We start from the raw sequence: 20,423 nt of genomic DNA, 5'->3' as shown, positions 1-20,423 counted from the left end.
CTAATCCAAAGGAAATTATGAACAGTTTAAATAAGCCCTGGAGTTGTTCAACTAAACGGTGCGTTAGCTGAAGATCGGAGCTGTCTTTAAGACAGCTTTTTCTTATGGGACTAAAGGGGCAGTTTATTTGAAGAAGTAATGGTATAATTATCCTTAAAAATATAATAACTTTCTATTTTACTTGGTATTTTTTAATAATTATCGTAAAGGAATGACATATATGAAATTAATTAAACGATTTATTTTAAACCGTCCTGCTGAAAAGCGACTTGCATATTTTTATGGAATGGTTGCAACAGATGAACAGGTGTGGTTACTACGCGACGAAAATGGCGACTTATTACTTTTGGATGATGATGATGGAGACTATCCATTTTTACTACCTGTTTGGCCAAGTCGAAGTTTTGCTGAAATGGAGTCTGCCAATATAGATAAGTCATACGAAGCGTTCAATATACCACTTTTGAATTTTTTCGATTTACTAGTTGATATTGAAAATGACGGTGGTGCCACAGCGATTTTCCCAAATAAAAACGATACAACGATTCAAAAACGTGATGAAATAAAGGAAATGATTCGCAATTTATAGCAAGTAAGATACTCCCTCACATTAATTTGGAAAATTGTAATATTTATAAAATAAATAAAACCGCAATTAGACTAATAAAAGAGAATCCTATCATTAGTATGTCCAATTCTTTAGTAGAAATTGATTTTGTTATTTTACTAACGGGTGCTTTACTTCATTATAAGGAGCTGATTAGCAGCTCCTTTTCTTAGGGGCAGTTTAGTTCAAGAAGGATTATCTTAAGATTATAGTGAATTACTTATTATAAAAACTTTGTATAACTCAATAGGAGAGAGAATATTGGATATTCCAGAAGAATTAGACCTAATTTCTGTATTTGGAACTATTCCTAAGAGGAAAGATGAGACAGATGCTTTTTATTACGACACATCAACTTTTGTTTTAGAAAATGAAAAAGAAAAATATGAGATTATCCTTTCTCCTTTTTATCACGAATTTAGTTTAAGTGTTAGGGAAAAGAAAACAAATAATGTATTGTCATATATTGAATTACTTTCTGTTAATAAAATTGAGATTGTGGAAGACAAAAAGGAGCATTCAAAAATTCGTTTGTTTCACGGTGATTCGGAAAGATATGTAAATATTATCGAAATAACTTTAAAGCCTAGATTCCATATGATTTTCAGAGAACAATATTGTTAATTTTTTTCACTAACGGGTGCTTTACTTCAATAAGGGAGGTTGCTGATGGCAGCCTTTTTTGTTTCCCAAAGTTATTTTCTTACAGCTACAATAATGGTGAAACACAATGAGAAATTGAGAAGGAGCTTATGCAGTTTGAATATTATTAAATATTTTGGAATCCAATTTATTCTTTTTACTGTAATAATCCTAACAGGGTTTTACTCAGATAGTTACATAAGCAAGCCATTTACTTACACTGATTTAATAGCAATAATTATTCATTTTGCTATAATAATCGTTGTGTTAAATGGATACTTTAAGCTTAAGAACGTCTAATGCCTATTCATTTATTTAATAGAGTTTTACTTTCTTTGTTAGCTTTTGTTTTTACCTTTATTTTTATAGAGATTTTAACAGGAGAATGAGATTTTATCCCCAATGAACGGTGCGTTAGCTGAAGATTGGAGCTGTCTTGCAGCTTTTTCTTTAATGCAACTATAGGGGCAGGTTAGTGGTAGAAGAAGGTAATCAGGTGTTAAGTAGAGAAAAAGGTAGCAATAAATATAAAATTAAATAACTGAGGCGAAAAGGATGGCTCATAATGGGATAGTTTTAGTAGTTAGTGTATCAATATTCTGAGATGATGAAATCTTAATAATTAGAGAAAATAAACCAACTGCTATTGATAAGTGGAACTTTCCGAGTGGACGCATTGAATATGGTGAAGACATTCTCTATTCAGCTCGTAGGGAGGTAAAAGAGGAAACTGGCTTTGATGTAAAACTTAATGGTACAACGGGTGTATATAATTTTATCAGTAGTACAAACAATCAAGTTATTCTATTTCATTTTACTGGTGAGGTTAATGGTGGTTCATTAAATCTTGAAGAAGATGAAATTTTAGACAGTAGATGGATTAAGGTAAATGACCTTGTGAAATTTGATAATGAAGAACTACGTGAACCAAGGGTACTAAAGCAAATAATAGATAACTTATTAAAAGAGAGGGTACATTCAATTAGTATTTATAATGAACAACTAGATAAATAATTTTTATTAAGCTAACAGGTTCTTTACTTCTTTATCAGGAGCTGATCAGCAGCTCCTTTTCTTATGGCACTAAAGGGGCAGCATTCCTGTAATAACTGGAATACTAAAAAGTTTGTGAAGAAATCTACTTAAACTAACGGGTCCGTTAGTTCTATAATGATCACTAAAAAATAATCAAACTATTTTATAAAAATTTTATACTAAATCACTAGAAATGAACCCTTATTGATCAATCTCTTTTCAAAATGGATTGTATTTATTTACGAATATGAGGGTTCAGGAGGACCTTTTGAACAATCTTTATTTCAAAGCTACAGTTGATGCTTTTTTTAACAGATGCTTTAACACAATACATACATGAACTGAGCTGGAAAGTTCCCCCCTAAGAATAAGAAATAAGAATGGCCGAAAATCAATTTGATTTTTCGGCCATTTTAATATTTGAAAATGGGGAATTCAAGTATTATTTTTCTACAGATGCAAGAATGTCTTCAGCTAAGAGTTTAGATCCACTAGCACCTTTTAGATATTTCAATGTTCCTTCACTAGACTAATCAAATATCTTTATACTGCTCATTCTTTTATTTACTTCTTTAATGTTTAACTGGTTGGAAACAAAATTATAATTTGAAGGAATAATTATATTGCCGGCTATAGCAAAAGCATTTAAACAGACTATATGAGTTAGTCTATATTGCTTATAATCACTCCATTCAACAGGTAACAACTCTTTTATACAATTAAAATAAGTAAGAGTTATATTAAGTATTTTTTCCTTAGGTAATTCGGCTATCTTTGTATTTATAATTAATAACAAAAGAAAGTTATATACATTTTGTAAAGTAATATGCTTTTCTTTAGTTCTTTTGCCAATTAACGTTCCTTTATTATACAAGGGGCTGTTAGGGTCAATAATTAGCTGTGTTGCAATCCAACTAAGATTATCACTTTCTCTTTTTAAAAATCTACTTAACGAAGTACCTATACCTTGAGCTTTTGTATTAATAATATCAAAAAATTTAATTTCTTCATCTTCATCTAAACAGTGAAAAGCTTGGAAGGGCACATTTAAAATCGCACTAGTTTCTTTTGTATATACTCCGATTCACCCAAATTCGAAGTTTTTACCTATTAACCTTCCAATATTCAGGCGGGCTTTTTCATCTCCCTGAAATCCTCACTCTTCACCGAAGATAAGCAATCATTTCATGCTTTCTACTATCAGTTCAGTAAAAACGAAGTCATATCTAGCCGATTGTGATAATTAAGGTATAATGATAGGGGAAAGATATTTTGTAACGGATTAGGTGAAGATGATCATGAAGCTAATCATTGCGGAGAAACCAGATCAAGGTTCAACGCTAGCAGCTCAATTTAAAACGAAGAAACAGCAAGGCTATATAGAAATCATGCCGAATGAACTTTTTCCCGATGGAGCTTATGTAACTTGGGCTGTCGGGCATTTATGTCAACTTGTTTCACCGGAAACCTATCATTCAAAATGGAAAAAATGGTCGATGGAAACGTTGCCGATGATTCCTGAGAAATTTCAATATGAAGTGACCCGACAAAAGGCAAAGCAATTCAATGTTGTGAAGACCTTGCTTAGGAAACCGGAAGTCGATGAAATCATTCATGCAGGTGATGCCGGGCGTGAAGGAGAATTGATTGTACGCAATATCGTTAATCTATGCAATGTCAATAAACCGATGAAACGTTTATGGATTTCCTCTTTGACCCCAAAAGCGATTTATGAGGGATTCCAAAATTTGAAGAGCGAGGAAAAAACCAGGCCGCTCTATTATGAAGCGTATACGAGAGCTTGTGCGGACTGGGTTGTGGGAATGAATGCGTCGAGAGCGTATAGTATTTTATTGAAACAAAGGGGCGTTTCGGATGTGTTTTCAGCTGGAAGGGTTCAGACACCGACTCTTGCTTTGATAGTGAAGCGGGAAATGGAAATTGAGCAATTCAAGTCTGAGCCGTTCTGGGAAGTGTTCGCTGACTTCAAGATGGATGGAAAGAAATATCAGGGAAAATGGCAGCAGAACAATGATCCGAGAATAAAGACAAAAGAAATGGCTGATAAAATTGCCGCCTTTTGCAAGGGTAAGGAAGCTGAAATAGCTGAAATGGATACTGAAAGGAAAGAATTTCAGCCGCCTTTGTTATTTAATCTATCGTCATTGCAAGCTACAGTGAACAAGATTTATAAATATTCACCGAAACAGACGCTTGATATAGTACAAAGTTTATATCAAAAAGGGATCGTTTCTTATCCACGTTCAGATTCCAATTATGTAACGGAAGGGGAAGCCGAAACATTTCCCGATATCTTGCAAAAACTAAGCGGATTTTCAGAATATGAATCCCTGTTTCCTTTGCCACAACCGAACATCATGAATAATAAAAGGTTTGTAAATGAAAAAAAAGTGACTGATCACTATGCAATTATCCCGACGGAGCAGGTAACCGACCCGAAGCGGCTTTCCGCCGAAGAACGGAATATTTATGACTTGGTGGTACGCCGGTTGATTGCGGCTCATTATGAAAAAGCGATTTTCGATTACACCACCATTAAAACGCTTGTCGATAAGCGTGCGGAATTCATTTCTAAAGGCAAACAGCAGATTCAAGAGGGATGGCGCAAAGTGATTTTCCAAGATGACAAGGATGATGATATCATTTTGCCGTCCGTTTCCAAAGGGGATACTGGAAAGGTCGCCAATATAAAGGTGAAAGAAGGAAAAACCCAACCTCCTAAGCGCTATACAGAAGGTCAGCTGATCACTTTGATGAAAACAGCCGGAAAGCATCTGGATAATGAAGAGTTAGAAAAAGTTCTGATGAAAACCGAGGGTCTCGGAACCGAAGCAACTCGGGCTGGCATCATTACCATGCTCAAAGACCGTAAATACATCAATGTCAAAAAAAATCAGGTTTTTGCGACAGATAAAGGGAAAGTGCTGATTACTGCCATCGGGGAGAAAATCCTGGCTTCACCTGAAATGACAGCCAAATGGGAACAGCGTTTGAGGGAAATCGGTGAGGGAAAGGCTTCAGCCGGCGGATTTATGGAAGCTGTTAAAAAGATGTCAGCAAAAATCATCAGTGATGCCGTGGAATCATCGGAAAACTGGGATTTTCAAGGGCTGGATACCGAGTCGATTCAACGGAGCGGCTCTAAAAAAAGAAGCTCGGCATCTGTGGGCAGCTGTAAACTATGCGGTTCTAAGATTGTCGATAAAGGGGAATTCTATGGATGTGTAAGTTATCAAAAAACAAAGTGTAACTTCACCATCTCCAAAAAAATCCTTAATAAGAAAATCAGTCAAGCAAATATAAAAAAGCTGTTGGCGAGCGGTGAAACGGATCTGATAAGCGGTTTTAAAAAAGGGGAAAAAACCTTTGATGCCATTCTATCGTGGTCCGATGCTGAAAAGAAGATCAGTTTTACATTCCCAACAGAACAAAACATCAAGCAAACTTGAGAAGAAGCATCATTAAAGGCGCCCTGAGACTTATATCTTCTTGTTTCGGGGCCGTTTATATAGTAAAATTTTTAGATATGCGTTTGAATGGGAGGATTCCGAATGCCTACACCGAGCATGGAGGATTACATAGAACAAATTTATTTACTTATTGAAGAAAAAGGATATGCAAGAGTTTCCGATATTGCCGAAAATCTTTCCGTCCACCCATCTTCTGTTACAAAAATGGTACAAAAACTGGATCAGGAAAAATATTTGATATATGAAAAGTACCGGGGTCTCGTTTTAACCGCAAATGGGAAAAAAGTTGGTAAAAGGCTCGTATACCGTCATGAACTTTTAGAACAGATGCTAAGGTTGATTGGGGTCAAGGAAGAAAATATTTATCAAGATGTAGAGGGGATTGAACACCACCTTAGTTGGAATGCCATCGATAGGATTGGAGACCTGGTTGAATTCTTTGAAGAATCTCCTGACCGTGTCGAGGATTTACGTAAGATACAAAAAAGAAATGAAGAAAATTCAAAATAAGCTGCCGCTGGCAGTTTTTTTTTATGTATTTGAAAATCACTAGGGGTGACGTTTTAAAGGAGGATTTTTGAATTAAGAGCAGAATAGCTATAGGGAAGCCCCGGTCGGGAATTAGGGGGTATATGGGAGGATGAATTTCAGATGAATTTACATACATGGCATGAAGAGTCGAAAAAGGAATGGGATGTTTTTGCACCTATGTGGGTGAAGAATTCGCAAGAAATGTGGGAAACGGGGAGCCGGAAAAACATTATTCCTTTCTTTTCTGAATATGTACCTTCGGGAGTGAAGGTAGCTGACATAGGCTGTGGAGATGGAGTTGGTTCCTTGAAATTGGCCGAAGCGGGATTTAAAGTAACCGGAGTTGATCTATCCAATGTGATGATTGAATTTGCAAAGGGAAAAACCGCTCAACAACCAGGACTTTCTTTCCTGCAAGGAGATTTTTATAATCTACCATTCAAAGATGAAGAAATGGATGCAGCAATGGTCATTAATTCTTTGGAATATACGGGTGAACCATTAACGGTGATGAAGGAAATCCAACGGGTAATAAAGCCTGGCGGCTATGTATGTTTTGGGATACTTGGTCCAACAGCTGAACCACGAAAAAACTTCAGTTTTCAACGGTTATTAGGAGATAAAGTCATCATGAATACAATGCAGCCATGGGAATTTGAAAAAATGGCTTTAGAAACAGGATGGAAGGCAGTGGCTGATACCGGCGTTGCAAAGAGAGGGGTGGACTATGCAAAACTGGGACATTTTTCAAAGGAATTAAAGCAAGCTGTATCGTTCATGTGGCTGTTTCTCCTGCAAAAAGAGGTGGGGCAGTGATGGAGAAGTATCAAATCGATCAATTCGTTGAAAAGACGAAGCAGCAGGATAAAGGGCAAGGCTTATTCGAACTTGAAACGGAACGAATCCTGGAGATTAATTTGGAAAAGCAGATCTGGGCAAAAATGGGGACGATGGTTTCTTATCGCGGCCATATTAAATTCGAGCGGGAAGGCATCTTGGAGCATGGTCTTGGTAAACTCTTTAAAAAAGCTTTGACTGGTGAGGGTGCATCCTTGATGAAAGCGACCGGAAGCGGCAAGCTATACGTCGCCGATCAAGGGAAGAAGATTTCTATTTTACAGTTAAATGGTGAATCGATCTGTGTTAACGGAAATGATTTACTTGCATTTGAACCGGGGATTTCATGGGATATAAAAATGATGCGGCGCATTGCCGGGTTATTGGCGGGGGGATTGTTCAACGTAAGGCTCGAGGGGAGAGGCATGGTCGCATTCACTTCCCATTATGAGCCGCTTACTTTAATGGTGGAATCTGGGAATCCGGTCTATACGGACCCGAATGCCACAGTAGCTTGGTCAGGGGAATTGCAGCCTGAATTCGTAACGGATGTTTCATTGAAGTCGTTTTTTGGGAGGGGAAGCGGCGAATCCGTTCAAATGAAATTCGAAGGTCAAGGATTTGTGGTCGTCCAACCTTTTGAAGAGGTATACTTCGGTAATAAGGAATCATGAAACAAACAACCTGAGTCAGAAACTCAGGTTGTTTCCCCATGAAGTGGCTGCCCAAAAAAACGATTCACTTAAAAGTGAAAGCTTCTTTTTTCTTACCCTTTCAATCCCACTCATAAGGGGTAGATTGATAGACATAATAGTTCAGCCAATTAGAGAACATCAAGCTGCAATGGCTCTTCCAGCGGTGGAGAGGTACCTTGGTCGGATCGTTATCAGGAAAGTAATTTTCAGGGAGTTGCGTATTGATCCCACGCTCTCTATCGCGCCTGTATTCTTCACCTAGGGTATCGGCATCATACTCGAAATGGCCGGTAACCATAATTCTTTTTCCGTCAATCGAAGCAGCGATCAATACACCAGCTTGATCGGACTGTGCGAGAACCTTCAATTCAGGATGGTTAACTAATTTTTGATAGTCAATATCCGTATGGCGTGAATGAGGGGCCATAAAATAATCATCGAATCCGCGGACTAGATTTTCATTCGGTTCAAGGACCTCATGGGTGTATACGCCGAAGCATTTCTCTGGAAGTTCGTATTTGCCTATTCCATAATGATGGTACAGGGCAGCTTGTGCCCCCCAACAGATATGTAGGGTGGATGTGACATTTTCGCTTGACCAGTTCATGATATTCTGCAGTTCTTCCCAATAATTGACGTCTGAAAATTCCAGCTTTTCTACTGGAGCACCTGTAATGATCAAGCCGTCATATTTCTTCGTGCGAATTTCATTAAATGATTTGTAAAATTGATCTAAATGAAATTTACTTGTGTTTTTTGATTCATGTGTGCTCAAGCGCAGGAATGATATATTTACTTGAATGGGAGTATTGCCAAGAAAGCGCAGTAACTGGGCCTCCGTTTTTTCTTTCTCTGGCATTAGGTTTAATATTAATATATTCAATGGACGGATTTCCTGATTGGTAGCTCTTTCCTCATCCATAACGAAGATATTTTCCTGTTCTAAAATTTCTCTTGCTGGCAGTTGTTCTGGAATTCTGATTGGCATGATTAGCCTCCTTCTTCAAAAATCATAATATTTTAATTATATAGAAAATTATTGAATAGAAAAGCTATTTTAATAATTTCTTGTAAATCCCGAAGGAAATGGCCCGGAAATGGTAAAATGGGAAGATCATGAATACATAAACTTATAAGTTGGAGAGGTGTTTGGAGATTGTTTGATCCTACAGCATTTGAGAACATGAAAGTGGTATTGGAAGGAGCGGTTTACGATCGTGACTTCATTGGGGATATATTGGTCATAAACCGTGATGATATAGTGAATCTCTCGACCATGTCCAGATCATATAAGATTGAGATGGGATTGAAAAAAACAATGGCGCCCATTTCGATTAGCGGTGCCATCGAGTTACACGCTTCTCTCAAGAACCTAAGTTCGGAGTTACTCGATGCCGATATTGATGATACGCATACGGGCTGCACGGTCAATATTTTCATTTCTTTTCCCAAAAAGCTTGATGAGGTTAATGCTGAACAATTGTTGAACGACCTGGAAAAAATTTGGGGAGATCAAAGAATCATTACAGTGACGACCAGCGATACGGTCAGTAAAAAAATGCAACCCGTTACTTCATCTATATATAAAGTATCATTTGGAAGACTGGTAAAAGAAGAGCAAATGGATGATTTGGAAGACATGGTAGAGTATTTGATTCAATCCATCCAAGCAGTGAAGATTCCAGGATGATAGGCAAAGGATAAAAGTTGGTAAACGTACCTTTAAATACGGTAAAATGAATCATCATACTAAAGGGAGAGATCATATATGTCCATTTACGAATTTGAAGTCAATAAAATTAATGGCGAAACCATCTCGCTTGAGGAATATAGAGGGAAAGTGATGATCATAGTAAATACCGCAAGCAAATGCGGTTTTTCGCCACAGTATGATGATTTGCAAAGCCTGTATGTACAATATAAAGAGGATGGGATTGTCGTACTTGGTTTTCCGTGTAATCAGTTTTTGAATCAGGAGCCTGGTGATGATCTGGAAATCGATTCATACTGCAAATTGAATCATGGTGTAACTTTCCCGATGTTTGCCAAAGTGAATGTTAATGGAAAGGAAGCCCATCCCTTATTCAGCTATCTGACTGAAAATGCTCCCGGAGTGATGGGATCCAAATCGATAAAATGGAATTTTACAAAGTTCTTGATTGACCGAGATGGAAATATCGTCAGCCGGTATGCGCCTAAAACAAAACCTCTGGAAATGGAAGAGGATATAAAAAAATTATTATGAGAAATGATTCGAGTCCAACGGAAGCTTCTGTTGGGCTCTTTTTTTTAGGTTAGAAATTTAATGCATGCATCCGTTTTTAAAAGGGGACAGATGGTTGGGATGTTGAATATAATAGAAGACACAAATGAGGGGGGAAAACATGGAACGAATTGCATGGGTAACAGACAGTACGGGAACTTTAGACGAAGAATTATCATTGAATGAACATGTATACGTCGTTCCGATGGTCGTCATCATCGATGGGAAGGAATATGAAGATGGCGTCGACCTATTACCTGAGGAATTATACCGTCGGATGAGTGAGGATAAAATCACCGCCACTACGTCACAGCCGTCGGTCGGCAGATTCCATGAGTTATATAAGGAGCTTGAAAAACGCTATGATCGAATCATAGCCGTACACCTTTCAAGTGAATTGAGCGGCACCGTTTCCGCGAGCAGGCAAGCTGCACAAATGGTTACAATCCCCGTTGACGTTTTTGATACTTTACTTATTTCCTTTCCGATGCTATTAATCTTGAAACGGCTCATGCATCATATTAATAATGGCGATTCCATCAATGGGGCCTTCGTCAAAACGAGAATGTATGCGGATAACCATGAAACTTATGTATTAATAGGTTCTTTAGATCAGCTGCACCGCAGCGGCAGACTAACAAACGCACAGTATATTCTAGGAAGCCTGTTAAGCTTTAAACCCATCATTTCAATCGAAAACGGTGTGCTTCATACTAAATCTAAGCCCCGGAACCTTAAAAAAGCGGAAAAACAGATCTTCACTGATTTTCGTAGATCAGTCGAAGCGGGAAATGTAAAAGAATGCACCATATTATATGGAGCAATGTCGGAGCAGGCACAGAGATGGAGAAAGATGATTTCCGAAGAATTTCCTCATGTGTTGACCCATGTATCCCCACTTGGCAGTGCCATCGGGGTGCATACCGGTGAACAGACGATTGGAATCAGTTGGTTCAATGAAGATTAAAGCACACCATTATTGAGAACCATGGTAAAATAGATAGGACATGGAGTGGTGAAATGAAACAAACGATGATTGAATTAACGGAGAAGTATGTATATGACCAATTGAATTCTGATGCCAGCGGCCATGATTGGTTCCATATCGATCGTGTACGTAAGCTGGCTTTACATATTGCAAAAGAAGAACGAAAAGGAAATGAGTTCATCATTGAATTGGCGGCCCTGCTTCATGATATCCCGGATGATAAATTAAACCAGGAAGCCGATGGAGGCTGGAAAAAGCTTGATTCTTGGTTCGATGAAATAAAGTTGGATAATGATAGTGTGGATGCCATCAAACAGATCATCAATTCAATTTCATATAGTGCAGGGCAGATGAAGCTTCCCTCGATCGAGGCTGAAATTGTTCAGGATGCGGACCGCTTGGATGCAATTGGTGCCATTGGCATAGCCAGGACATTTGCATTTGGCGGAAAAAAGGGACAACTTATGTATGATCCTTCATTGCCCATAAGGGAAAACATGACCAAGAAGGAATACAGGAATGGCAAAAGCTCTTCCATTCATCACTTTCATGAAAAGTTATTGCGTTTGCAAGATATGCTCAATACTTGTACAGCCAAGAAGATTGCAAGTGAAAGGCATGAATATATGATTGGATTTTTGGATGAATTTAATAAGGAATGGGATGTACGATTATGAAAGTTTTTAGCATGGAAAATGTAATGAAAACCCAAGGGGAAAAGCTGCTTTTTAAAGATGTCTCTTTTTCCATAACCGAAGGGGAGAAAATCGGGATCGTTGGAATAAACGGCACCGGTAAATCGACATTATTGAATATTATCGCAGGATTGGAAGACAGTGATTTAGGAACGAAAGATCACCCGAATGATTACACGATTTCCTATCTATCCCAAGACCCTCATTTCGATGAGGAATTGACGATCATGGAATATATGTATGAAAGTTCAACTCCTGTATTTTCGTTGATTAAAGAATATGAAAAGACACTCGTTCAACTCCAGGTAGATCCGCAGAATGGCGCAGTACAGGACCGTTTGTTAAAGCAACAGCAGGATATGGACACGCTTGGCGCCTGGGATACAAGTGCCAATGCCAGAACGATACTGACCAAGCTTGGACTTCCTGATCACTCAAGGAAATTGGGGGAACTGTCAGGTGGCCAAAAAAAACGTGCGGCCCTGGCAAAAACCTTGATTGAGACCCCTGATTTACTGATTTTGGATGAGCCTACCAACCATCTCGATTTCGAAAGCATCACTTGGCTTGAAGAATATTTGGGGAAATATCAAAAGTCCGTTTTATTTGTAACCCATGATCGATATTTCCTTGATCGTGTGTCCAATAAGATTTGGGAAATTGCCCAAACGCAGCTTTTCGAATACAAAGGAAACTATGCGGATTATTTAGAATCAAAGGCCATTCGTGAAGAGAACGAGTCAGCTGAAAGAACGAAAAAGGAAAGCCTATTCAAAAAGGAACTGGCCTGGATCCGTAAAGGAGCCAAGGCCCGTACAACGAAACAAAAGGCCAGGATCCAACGCTTCGAAACATTGGAATCAGGTGTAAAGGATAAGCAGAAAACAGAGAACCTGGAAATGGAATTAAGCGGTGCCCGTCTTGGGAAAAAGGTGCTTGAGATGCAGGATGTTTCTAAATCCTTCGGTGATCGAACCATCATCAACCATTTTTCCTTCCTCTTCAAACCAGGTGATCGAATTGGGATCGTCGGTAATAATGGCAGCGGAAAGTCAACCTTGTTGAATATCCTGGCAGGAAGGGAATCCATAGATGAAGGAAACCTGGAAAAAGGGCAAACCGTGAAAATAGGATACTATACTCAAGAAAGCGTCGATATGGATGAGAATTTGCGCATGATAGAGTATATTCGGGAAACGGCAGATTCAATCGCCCTTAAAGATGGTAGTTTCATATCGGCTGCGCAGATGCTTGAAAGGTTCTTATTTCCAATGGGATCGCATGGGACGCCAATTCGTAAGCTGTCCGGTGGGGAGAAAAGGAGATTATATCTCCTTAACATATTGATGTCGGCACCTAATGTCCTGCTTTTGGATGAACCGACGAATGATTTGGACACGCAAACCTTGACCGTTCTTGAGGATTATTTAGAAACGTTTTCAGGTGTAGTCATTACTGTATCACATGATAGGTATTTCTTGGATAAAACGTGCCATCAGCTTCTTGTTTTCAAGAATAAAGGTGACATTGACTTCTATTACGGCTCTTATTCAGAGTTCTTGGAAGAAAAGACGGAAGAGGCTGTGCCAGTAAAAGCACCAGAGCCACAGATGAACCGGACCGAAAAGAAAAAGAAAAAACTAACCTATGCGGAAAGTAAGGAATGGGAAGAGATAGAAGGGAACATGGAGCGGGCCGAGCTGCGCTTGAAAGACATAACATCAGAAATGTCAGCGGCGGGAAGCGATTTTGAAAAAGTACGCCTACTTCTTGAAGAAGAAAAGGAACTAACGGATAAATTAGACCATTTGATGGAAAGATGGGCGTATTTAGCGGAAAAATTGGAAGAAGAATGAGCGTGGTGACTGGTCCAAGGAAATAAACTTGGATCAGTCTTTTTTTTGCCAATCTCAATTGCATGAGAATCTGTTGCCGATGTGATAATATCTAGTACATGGAAACGTCTTGTAAAAGGAGAGAAATGCATTGAAAATTAAGTCGATAGAACCTACACCAAGTCCGAATACAATGAAAATCAATTTAACAGAAGAGCTATTAGCTGGTAAAAGCAATAATTATAAGAAAGACCAAGCTGACCAAGCGCCCAAGCTGATAAGGGATTTATTTACGATCGAGGGAGTGAAAGGGGTATATCATGTTGCGGACTTCTTAGCCGTTGAGCGAAATGCGAAATATGATTGGAAAGATATCTTGGTCCAAATCCGTCAGGTCTTTGGTGAAAAAACCGAAGAACAAAATCAACAAGCGGCATTAAATGAACATTACGGTGAAGTAACTGTTGCCATTCAACAATTCAAGGGCATTCCGATGCAGATTAAAGCAAGTGATAGTCAACACGAAAAACGTTTTGCCTTACCGGATTATTTCATAAAGGGCATTGCCGCTGCCCAAAAAGAAGATGATAATGTAGTCCTGCTTCGAAAATGGAAGGATTATGGCGTAAGATATGGTGATATGGAAGATATCGTGAAGGAAGTATCGGATGAACTGATCGCAGCTTATCCGGAAGATCGAATTAATCGGCTAGTTGCAACTGCAAAAGAAATGGTCGATACGAAGGAAGCAATTTTGAAACGTCCAAAAATTAAACTGACTGCAGAAATGCTGAATGATGAAAGCTGGGAAAAGCGTTATCAGGCTTTAGAACAAATGGAAGATCCAACGGTTGATGATGTTCCAGTATTGGATATGGCACTCTCCGACAGTAAGGTCTCCATTCGAAGGCTCGCGGTAGTATACTTAGGTATGATCGAAGATAGAAAAGTGCTTCCGAGCTTGTATAAAGCCTTGAAAGATAAAAGCGCGGCCGTAAGACGTACGGCAGGTGATTGTTTATCAGATCTTGGCTTTGAAGAAGCGATGGGAGAAATGTCTCAATCACTTTCGGATAAAAATAAATTGGTTAGATGGCGGGCCGCGATGTTTTTATATGAAGTGGGAAATGAAACGACCCTCCCTTATCTTAAACAAGCGGAACAGGATCCTGAATTCGAAGTGGCCCTTCAGGTCAAGATGGCCATAGACCGTATAGAAAATGGCGAAGAAGCAAAAGGTTCGGTTTGGAAGCAAATGACAGAATCAAGACAAGCGAATGACAAGTGATTTGAAATGACCCAGGAAAAAGGCATGCGGATAATATAATCCGCATGCCTTTTTATTTTTTAAGGATCATTTCCAATCATTTGAAAGGGGCTCCCCTGAGGTCGAATCTATAAATTGGAACTCTATTATTTTAGTAAAATGATTTTTGTAGATATTTAGTGAAGAATGGTTGCATTTGTCTATAAATATGTTAGAATTTTTAGAGTATACTAAAAATTATATTATTCTGAATCATTAAACATTTAGCGGAAATTGGGGGTACAACAAATGTCTACATCAAATATGAGAAGTGACATGATTACAAAAGGGGTCGATCGAGCTCCACATAGAAGCCTGTTGCGGGCAGCAGGAGTTAAAGAAGAGGATTTCGGTAAACCGTTCATCGCGGTTTGTAATTCATACATCGATATCGTTCCAGGTCATGTACACCTTCAGGAATTCGGAAAAATAGTAAAGGAAGCGATTCGCGAAGCGGGCGGTGTTCCTTTCGAATTTAATACGATCGGGGTAGACGATGGAATTGCAATGGGTCATATTGGTATGCGCTATTCTTTGCCAAGCCGTGAAATCATCGCAGATTCCGTGGAAACTGTTGTATCGGCACATTGGTTTGACGGTATGGTGTGCATTCCAAACTGTGACAAGATAACGCCGGGAATGATGATGGGAGCACTTCGTGTCAATATTCCTACAATATTCGTAAGCGGCGGACCCATGAAAGCAGGTAAAGATAAAAATGGTAAATCACTTTCATTAACATCCGTTTTTGAAGGGGTGGGTGCTTATCAAGCAGGTAATATCAATGAAGAGGATTTGCAGGAGATCGAGCAAGTTGCATGCCCTACTTGCGGTTCTTGTTCAGGAATGTTCACAGCAAACTCCATGAACTGCCTGGCTGAAGGATTAGGACTTGCGCTACCGGGAAATGGAACGATTTTGGCGGTAGCCGAAGAACGTAAGGAATTCGTTAAGAAATCCGCTAAACAGTTGATGGAGATAATCAAACAGGATATCAAGCCTCGTGATATCGTGACGATTGATGCAATTGATAACGCATTTGCCTTGGATATGGCGATGGGCGGTTCGACCAACACCGTGCTTCATACGCTTGCATTGGCACATGAAGCAGGTTTTGAATATCCGATGGAACGCATAAATGAAATAGCTAACCGCGTACCGCATCTAGCGAAAATTGCACCGGCATCCGATTATCATATTGAAGATGTACATAATGCCGGTGGTGTTAGTGCCGTCATTAATGAGTTACTCAAAAAACCAGGTGCCTTTAATGGAGATTGCCTTTCTGTCTCAGGTAAAACGCTCCGCGAAAATGTTGCCGGTTGTGAAATATTGGACAAGGATGTAATCCATCCATTGGATAATCCGCATTCTGAGCGTGGCGGGCTTGCGGTATTGTTCGGTAACCTTGCTCCTCAAGGCTCCATCGTAAAAGTGGGCGCCGTTGACGCATCAGTTGGTGGCTATCACAGGGGTCCTGCCATTTGTTTCGATTCCCAGGAAGATGCACTTTCCGGAATCATTACCGGAAAGGTTAAAGAAGGGGATGTAGTGGTCATTCGTTACGAAGGGCCTAAAGGTGGGCCGGGAATGCCGGAAATGTTGGCACCCACTTCCCAAATCGTCGGGAGGGGACTTGGAGCGAAAGTTGGTTTGATCACTGATGGCCGCTTTTCAGGAGCATCCCGAGGCATCAGCATTGGTCATATATCCCCCGAAGCAGCTGAGGGAGGCCCGATCGCCTTTGTTGAAGATGGAGATATCATCGAATTGGATTTGAATAATCGTAAAATCCAATTGGAAATTTCCGATGAAGAATTCGAAAAGCGCAAAGCCAATTGGAAAGGCTTCGAGTCAAAGGTCAGGACAGGCTATTTAGCACGTTATTCCAAACTTGTGACGAATGCCAGCTCAGGCGGAGTGATGAAAGTTTAAGTTAAAAGGAAGACTAAAACATGGTGGCAGAATGAAAGTGGATTCTGTCACCATGTTTCTTTGTGGGAAACAATGAATTTTACAAAGCTATAAGCATCATTTTTGCATATTCACTTAACAATATAGTATGATTATTCTAATTGAAGAAATGTAACCAAGGGGGTTTTTTTATGTCGATGGCATATGATGAATATATGAAGCAAATGGTGAAACCAATGCGTGCGGAACTGGTGCAAGCAGGTTTTGATGAGTTGGAATCCGCTGAAGCGGTTGAAAACTTTATGGAATCGGTAGAAGGTACGACACTTGTGGTCGTGAATTCCGTTTGTGGATGTGCTGCCGGGTTAGCCCGTCCAGCTGCTACTCAAGCCGTACTGCAAGCAGACAATAAGCCAGATCATTTGGTAACTGTATTTGCCGGCCAAGATAAGGAAGCGACTGCTAAAATGCGGGAATACTTTGATGGAATAGAACCTTCTTCACCATCAATGGCTCTTTTAAAGGGCAAAGAGGTCGTACATTTCATTCCACGCCATGATATAGAAGGACAGCCAATGGAAGCTATCATGGAAAATTTATTGGCAGCGTTCAGTCAAGTAAAATAAGTGATAAAGCGGAATGTCCTGGAAACAGGGCATTCTTTTCAAATTTAAGAGAGTATGAAGGGGTAGGGATCCATGTTTGTCACAACAGTAGGAAGAGCCGATAAAGAAACGATGATATTAGCAAAAAGGTTAGCTGAAGAATTACATATCCCCTTTATAGCCCGAAGAAAACGATCGGTGAGAGATATCCAAGCGGAACAAAATGAAGATGATTGCCTTGTTTTTGGTAAAAAACGGATGGAGTTGTATCGATACCAGGAAAAAGAACCATTCTTTTTCCACCCGAACCTAGCGATGATCCGTATAAAAAGAATAATGCGTGGAGAGAGTGATCCATTTCTCATTGCCGGAGATATAAATGAAGGGAATTCTGTGCTTGATTGTACCTTGGGTTTGGGCTCTGATGCGATTGTCGCAAGTTTCAAAGTGGGTGAACATGGACAGGTTGTCGCATTGGAAGGAAATCAATATTTGGCCTTGCTCGTGGACCATGGGATGAAGACATGGGAGGATGCAGAAGAAACGATGATTTCTGCGATGAGAAGAATAGAGGTCATGCAAGGTGATCATTACGAAATTTTGAAAACATTGCCGGATAATCATTTTGATGTCGTATATTTCGATCCCATGTTTGAAGAAACGATTCAGGAATCGAATGGGATCAGGGGACTGACTCATTTTGCTAAAGGTAAGGATTTATCTGTGGAAATAATGAAAGAAGCCAAGCGGGTTGCGCGAAAGAGAGTCGTGTTGAAAGACCATTTTCGCAGCTCCCGCTTTGAGGAATTTGGATTTGAAGTACTAAAAAGAAAAACATCCAAATTTCATTTTGGCTTCATTTCCATTCAGTGATCAAGATTTATAATCTGTTTCGTCCAGGCCCATGGCACAGCCTTCTCGGCTTGAATCGGCAGCACCATAGTTAGAGCCATCAGGGTTGATTTGAATCGCTTGGACATTCCCTATTGAGTGGGGAACTTCATTAAAGGCGAAGCCCATTGCTTCCAAGTGGCCTTTGCTAGTCATATCCATTCCTGCTTCCCATTCAATATGAGGGCCCATCGGAGTGAAAATTCTAGGTTCTTCGATGGCTGCTTTCAAATCCATTTTTAAATCGAGTACATTAATGATCGTTTGTACGACTGAACTGATGATGGTTGGTCCACCTGGTGACCCTAACGTCAAGATCGGCTCGCCGTCTTTAAAGATGATGGTCGGGCTTTTACAGCTGACTGGGCGTTTATTGGGCTGCACTTCATTCATGCCGCCTGGAATGGAATCAAAATCAGTCAGTTCGTTATTCAGCATGAAACCATAGTCGGAAACCATGATGCCTGATCCGAATGGATGTTCCACTGTAGACGTGCATGCTGCGATATTCCCCCATCTGTCACGGACGGTGAAGTGTGTGGTTTCACTGATATCCTCTTCATTAGGCTGAGGTATGACTTCCCTTTGCTTCACGGAATCATAAATCCAAGGGTTTCCGAAGTCAATGGCATTATTTCTTGTTTTGAAATTAATGAATGAACGGCGTTTAGCTATATAATCATCATGCATGAGACCCGCCAACGGCAATTCGGCAAATTCGGGATCAGCGAGAAATGCCTTTTTGTCTGTAAATGCCAGACGCATCGCTTCTGCTATTAAATAATATTTTTCCCAAGAACGGACGTCATATTGTTCTATTTGGAAGCTCTCCAATATTTTCAGGATTTGGATGACCGTGAATCCGCCAGCACTTGGGGCATTTGATGACGCAATTAGATAATCCTTATAAGTCCCATACATTGGTACATCGATTGTAGCTTTATAGTCCTTTAAATCAGAAAGCTCCATGAACCCTCCAAGCTCCTGTATACAGGAAATGATGCCTTCTCCGATTTCACCTTCATAAAAAGCGGAAATTCCTTCACGTTGTAAGATCCGATAGGTATTCGCCAGCTTTTCTTTTATAAGCAAATCGCCATCCTGATAGGGTTTTCCGTTTGGCATGAAGAATTTACGCGCTTCATCGCCCAATCGATATTCAAAATTTTTAAGAGCGTCGCAAAGAACCCAATTGACGGGAACTCCCTTTTCTGCAAATTCAATGGATGGCTCGATGAGGTTCGCTAATGGCTTACTGCCATTTTCAGCGAGTGCTTCATCCATAGCTTTCAGTATTCCGGGTATGCCTACCGCTGTGGCTTTGATTGATCTTTCTTTAAATGGGATGACTTTCCCTTTTTCATCAAGAAACATGTCTCGATGTGCTGCTTTAGGTGCTCTTACATGCCCATCGTATATTTTCGTTTCCTTATTTTTAGCGTTATATACCATTAGGAAACCACTTCCGCCGATACCGGTCATCATGGGTTCCACAATATTCAGGGCAAATTGGATGGCGACCGCCGCATCGACAGCATTTCCACCTTCACGTAATATTTTTTCCCCTATGGAAGTGGCTACCGGATGAGCTGTAACGACCATTCCGGCGCCCCCTGTAGCTGTTTCCCTTTTATAATCCTTATCTTTAATGATTTCATTGTTGTTTTCCAAAATAATTCCTCCATTATTCAGTCCTTTTATCTGCCAAAAGGTAAGGCTTATGTTTGAATGAAAAGAAAACCTTGTCATTGTAGAAGAATGACAAGGAGATTTTTCGTAGGTATTCATTTATTCTTAATCAGCAAATGATAAATATACGAAAAATGCTAATGTTACAAGACATAAAGCCACCATGGCAGTCGAAGCCATATAAGACCCCTCCTTAAAAAGACTTGAATCTAATTAAGTTCTCCAAAAATCGTCAAAATCCTTCATTTAAATGTAAATTTATTGATATTTAATAAAAAAGTTCGAGTTCATAAACTTTATATAGGTATTTATCCTTTTTTTTGATTTTTAAAACATGGGTAACTATATATTCGTAATTACCAAAAAATAAAAGTATACTAAATATAAAGACAATACAAA

Annotated in this window: 19 protein-coding genes; 16 read left to right on the top strand and 3 right to left on the bottom strand. The window is 39.5% G+C overall.

Annotated features, from left to right (window positions below):
• Window positions 1–220 precede the first annotated feature (220 nt).
• The 3 genes from ACSR9O_RS23220 (at window position 221) to ACSR9O_RS23210 (ending at window position 2,263) form a co-directional block, all read left to right on the top strand.
• Window positions 221–589 carry a DUF2750 domain-containing protein gene (locus tag ACSR9O_RS23220; RefSeq protein ID WP_170974058.1) on the top strand — a complete coding sequence of 123 codons (369 nt, stop codon included), beginning with the start codon at window positions 221–223 and terminating at the stop codon, window positions 587–589.
• 279 nt (window positions 590–868) lie between these two features.
• Window positions 869–1,231 (top strand): hypothetical protein, encoded by a 363-nt coding sequence (locus ACSR9O_RS23215; RefSeq protein ID WP_260358068.1) that lies wholly within the window; start codon window positions 869–871, stop codon window positions 1,229–1,231.
• Window positions 1,232–1,861: 630 nt separating this feature from the next.
• Window positions 1,862–2,263, top strand: coding sequence for an NUDIX hydrolase (locus tag ACSR9O_RS23210; protein ID WP_491725504.1), 402 nt, complete (start codon window positions 1,862–1,864; stop codon window positions 2,261–2,263).
• Window positions 2,264–2,813: 550 nt separating this feature from the next.
• Here the strand turns inward: ACSR9O_RS23210 and ACSR9O_RS23205 are convergent.
• Entirely contained in the window at window positions 2,814–3,329 is a 516-nt protein-coding gene (locus ACSR9O_RS23205; protein WP_491725177.1) for a ParB N-terminal domain-containing protein, read from the bottom strand.
• Between the two features lie 253 nt (window positions 3,330–3,582).
• Here ACSR9O_RS23205 and ACSR9O_RS23200 point away from each other — a divergent pair, with 253 nt between their 5' ends.
• The 4 genes from ACSR9O_RS23200 to ACSR9O_RS23185 all read left to right on the top strand — a co-directional run bounded on the left by ACSR9O_RS23200 (window position 3,583) and on the right by ACSR9O_RS23185 (window position 7,817).
• On the top strand, window positions 3,583–5,754 hold the full coding sequence (locus tag ACSR9O_RS23200; protein ID WP_101225305.1) for a DNA topoisomerase III: 2,172 nt from the start codon (window positions 3,583–3,585) through the stop codon (window positions 5,752–5,754).
• Window positions 5,755–5,856: 102 nt separating this feature from the next.
• Window positions 5,857–6,285, top strand: a complete 429-nt coding sequence (mntR, locus tag ACSR9O_RS23195; protein WP_048687667.1) for a transcriptional regulator MntR — start codon at window positions 5,857–5,859, stop codon at window positions 6,283–6,285.
• Window positions 6,286–6,426: 141 nt separating this feature from the next.
• Complete coding sequence (locus tag ACSR9O_RS23190; protein ID WP_101225304.1) at window positions 6,427–7,122, top strand: class I SAM-dependent methyltransferase; 696 nt, start codon at window positions 6,427–6,429, stop codon at window positions 7,120–7,122.
• Window positions 7,122–7,817 carry an AIM24 family protein gene (locus ACSR9O_RS23185; RefSeq protein ID WP_101225303.1) on the top strand — a complete coding sequence of 232 codons (696 nt, stop codon included), beginning with the start codon at window positions 7,122–7,124 and terminating at the stop codon, window positions 7,815–7,817. Before ACSR9O_RS23190 ends, ACSR9O_RS23185 begins: the two co-directional genes overlap by 1 nt.
• Before the next feature lie 100 nt (window positions 7,818–7,917).
• Here the strand turns inward: ACSR9O_RS23185 and metA are convergent, their stop codons facing one another.
• Window positions 7,918–8,826: a homoserine O-acetyltransferase MetA gene (gene metA / locus ACSR9O_RS23180; RefSeq protein ID WP_101225302.1), complete on the bottom strand. Its 909-nt coding sequence runs from the start codon at window positions 8,824–8,826 to the stop codon at window positions 7,918–7,920.
• 168 nt (window positions 8,827–8,994) lie between these two features.
• Here metA and ACSR9O_RS23175 point away from each other — a divergent pair, with 168 nt between their 5' ends.
• The 9 genes from ACSR9O_RS23175 (at window position 8,995) to ACSR9O_RS23135 (ending at window position 18,317) form a co-directional block, all read left to right on the top strand.
• Window positions 8,995–9,528, top strand: coding sequence for a hypothetical protein (locus tag ACSR9O_RS23175; RefSeq protein ID WP_101225301.1), 534 nt, complete (start codon window positions 8,995–8,997; stop codon window positions 9,526–9,528).
• A 78-nt stretch (window positions 9,529–9,606) separates the two neighbouring features.
• Window positions 9,607–10,083, top strand: coding sequence for a glutathione peroxidase (locus ACSR9O_RS23170; protein WP_101225300.1), 477 nt, complete (start codon window positions 9,607–9,609; stop codon window positions 10,081–10,083).
• Window positions 10,084–10,222: 139 nt separating this feature from the next.
• Entirely contained in the window at window positions 10,223–11,068 is an 846-nt protein-coding gene (locus tag ACSR9O_RS23165; RefSeq protein ID WP_491725176.1) for a DegV family protein, read from the top strand.
• A 53-nt stretch (window positions 11,069–11,121) separates the two neighbouring features.
• A complete protein-coding gene (locus ACSR9O_RS23160; RefSeq protein WP_491725175.1) occupies window positions 11,122–11,766 on the top strand; it encodes an HD domain-containing protein in 645 nt (214 codons plus the stop codon).
• A complete protein-coding gene (locus ACSR9O_RS23155) occupies window positions 11,763–13,640 on the top strand; it encodes an ABC-F family ATP-binding cassette domain-containing protein (RefSeq protein WP_491725174.1) in 1,878 nt (625 codons plus the stop codon). Before ACSR9O_RS23160 ends, ACSR9O_RS23155 begins: the two co-directional genes overlap by 4 nt.
• Before the next feature lie 130 nt (window positions 13,641–13,770).
• Window positions 13,771–14,907 (top strand): conserved virulence factor C family protein, encoded by a 1,137-nt coding sequence (locus ACSR9O_RS23150; protein ID WP_491725173.1) that lies wholly within the window; start codon window positions 13,771–13,773, stop codon window positions 14,905–14,907.
• A 282-nt stretch (window positions 14,908–15,189) separates the two neighbouring features.
• Window positions 15,190–16,860 carry a dihydroxy-acid dehydratase gene (gene ilvD / locus ACSR9O_RS23145; RefSeq protein ID WP_034311212.1) on the top strand — a complete coding sequence of 557 codons (1,671 nt, stop codon included), beginning with the start codon at window positions 15,190–15,192 and terminating at the stop codon, window positions 16,858–16,860.
• 170 nt (window positions 16,861–17,030) lie between these two features.
• On the top strand, window positions 17,031–17,465 hold the full coding sequence (locus ACSR9O_RS23140; RefSeq protein WP_452445263.1) for a BrxA/BrxB family bacilliredoxin: 435 nt from the start codon (window positions 17,031–17,033) through the stop codon (window positions 17,463–17,465).
• 72 nt (window positions 17,466–17,537) lie between these two features.
• Entirely contained in the window at window positions 17,538–18,317 is a 780-nt protein-coding gene (locus ACSR9O_RS23135) for a class I SAM-dependent methyltransferase (protein WP_491725172.1), read from the top strand.
• On the opposite strand, the gene ggt is transcribed toward ACSR9O_RS23135, so the two are convergent.
• Window positions 18,318–20,006 carry a gamma-glutamyltransferase gene (ggt, locus tag ACSR9O_RS23130; RefSeq protein ID WP_491725171.1) on the bottom strand — a complete coding sequence of 563 codons (1,689 nt, stop codon included), beginning with the start codon at window positions 20,004–20,006 and terminating at the stop codon, window positions 18,318–18,320.
• Between the last annotated feature and the right edge of the window lie 417 nt (window positions 20,007–20,423).

This window comes from Peribacillus sp. B65 (assembly GCF_058513295.1).
This window is presented reverse-complemented; position numbering and strand designations above follow the sequence as displayed.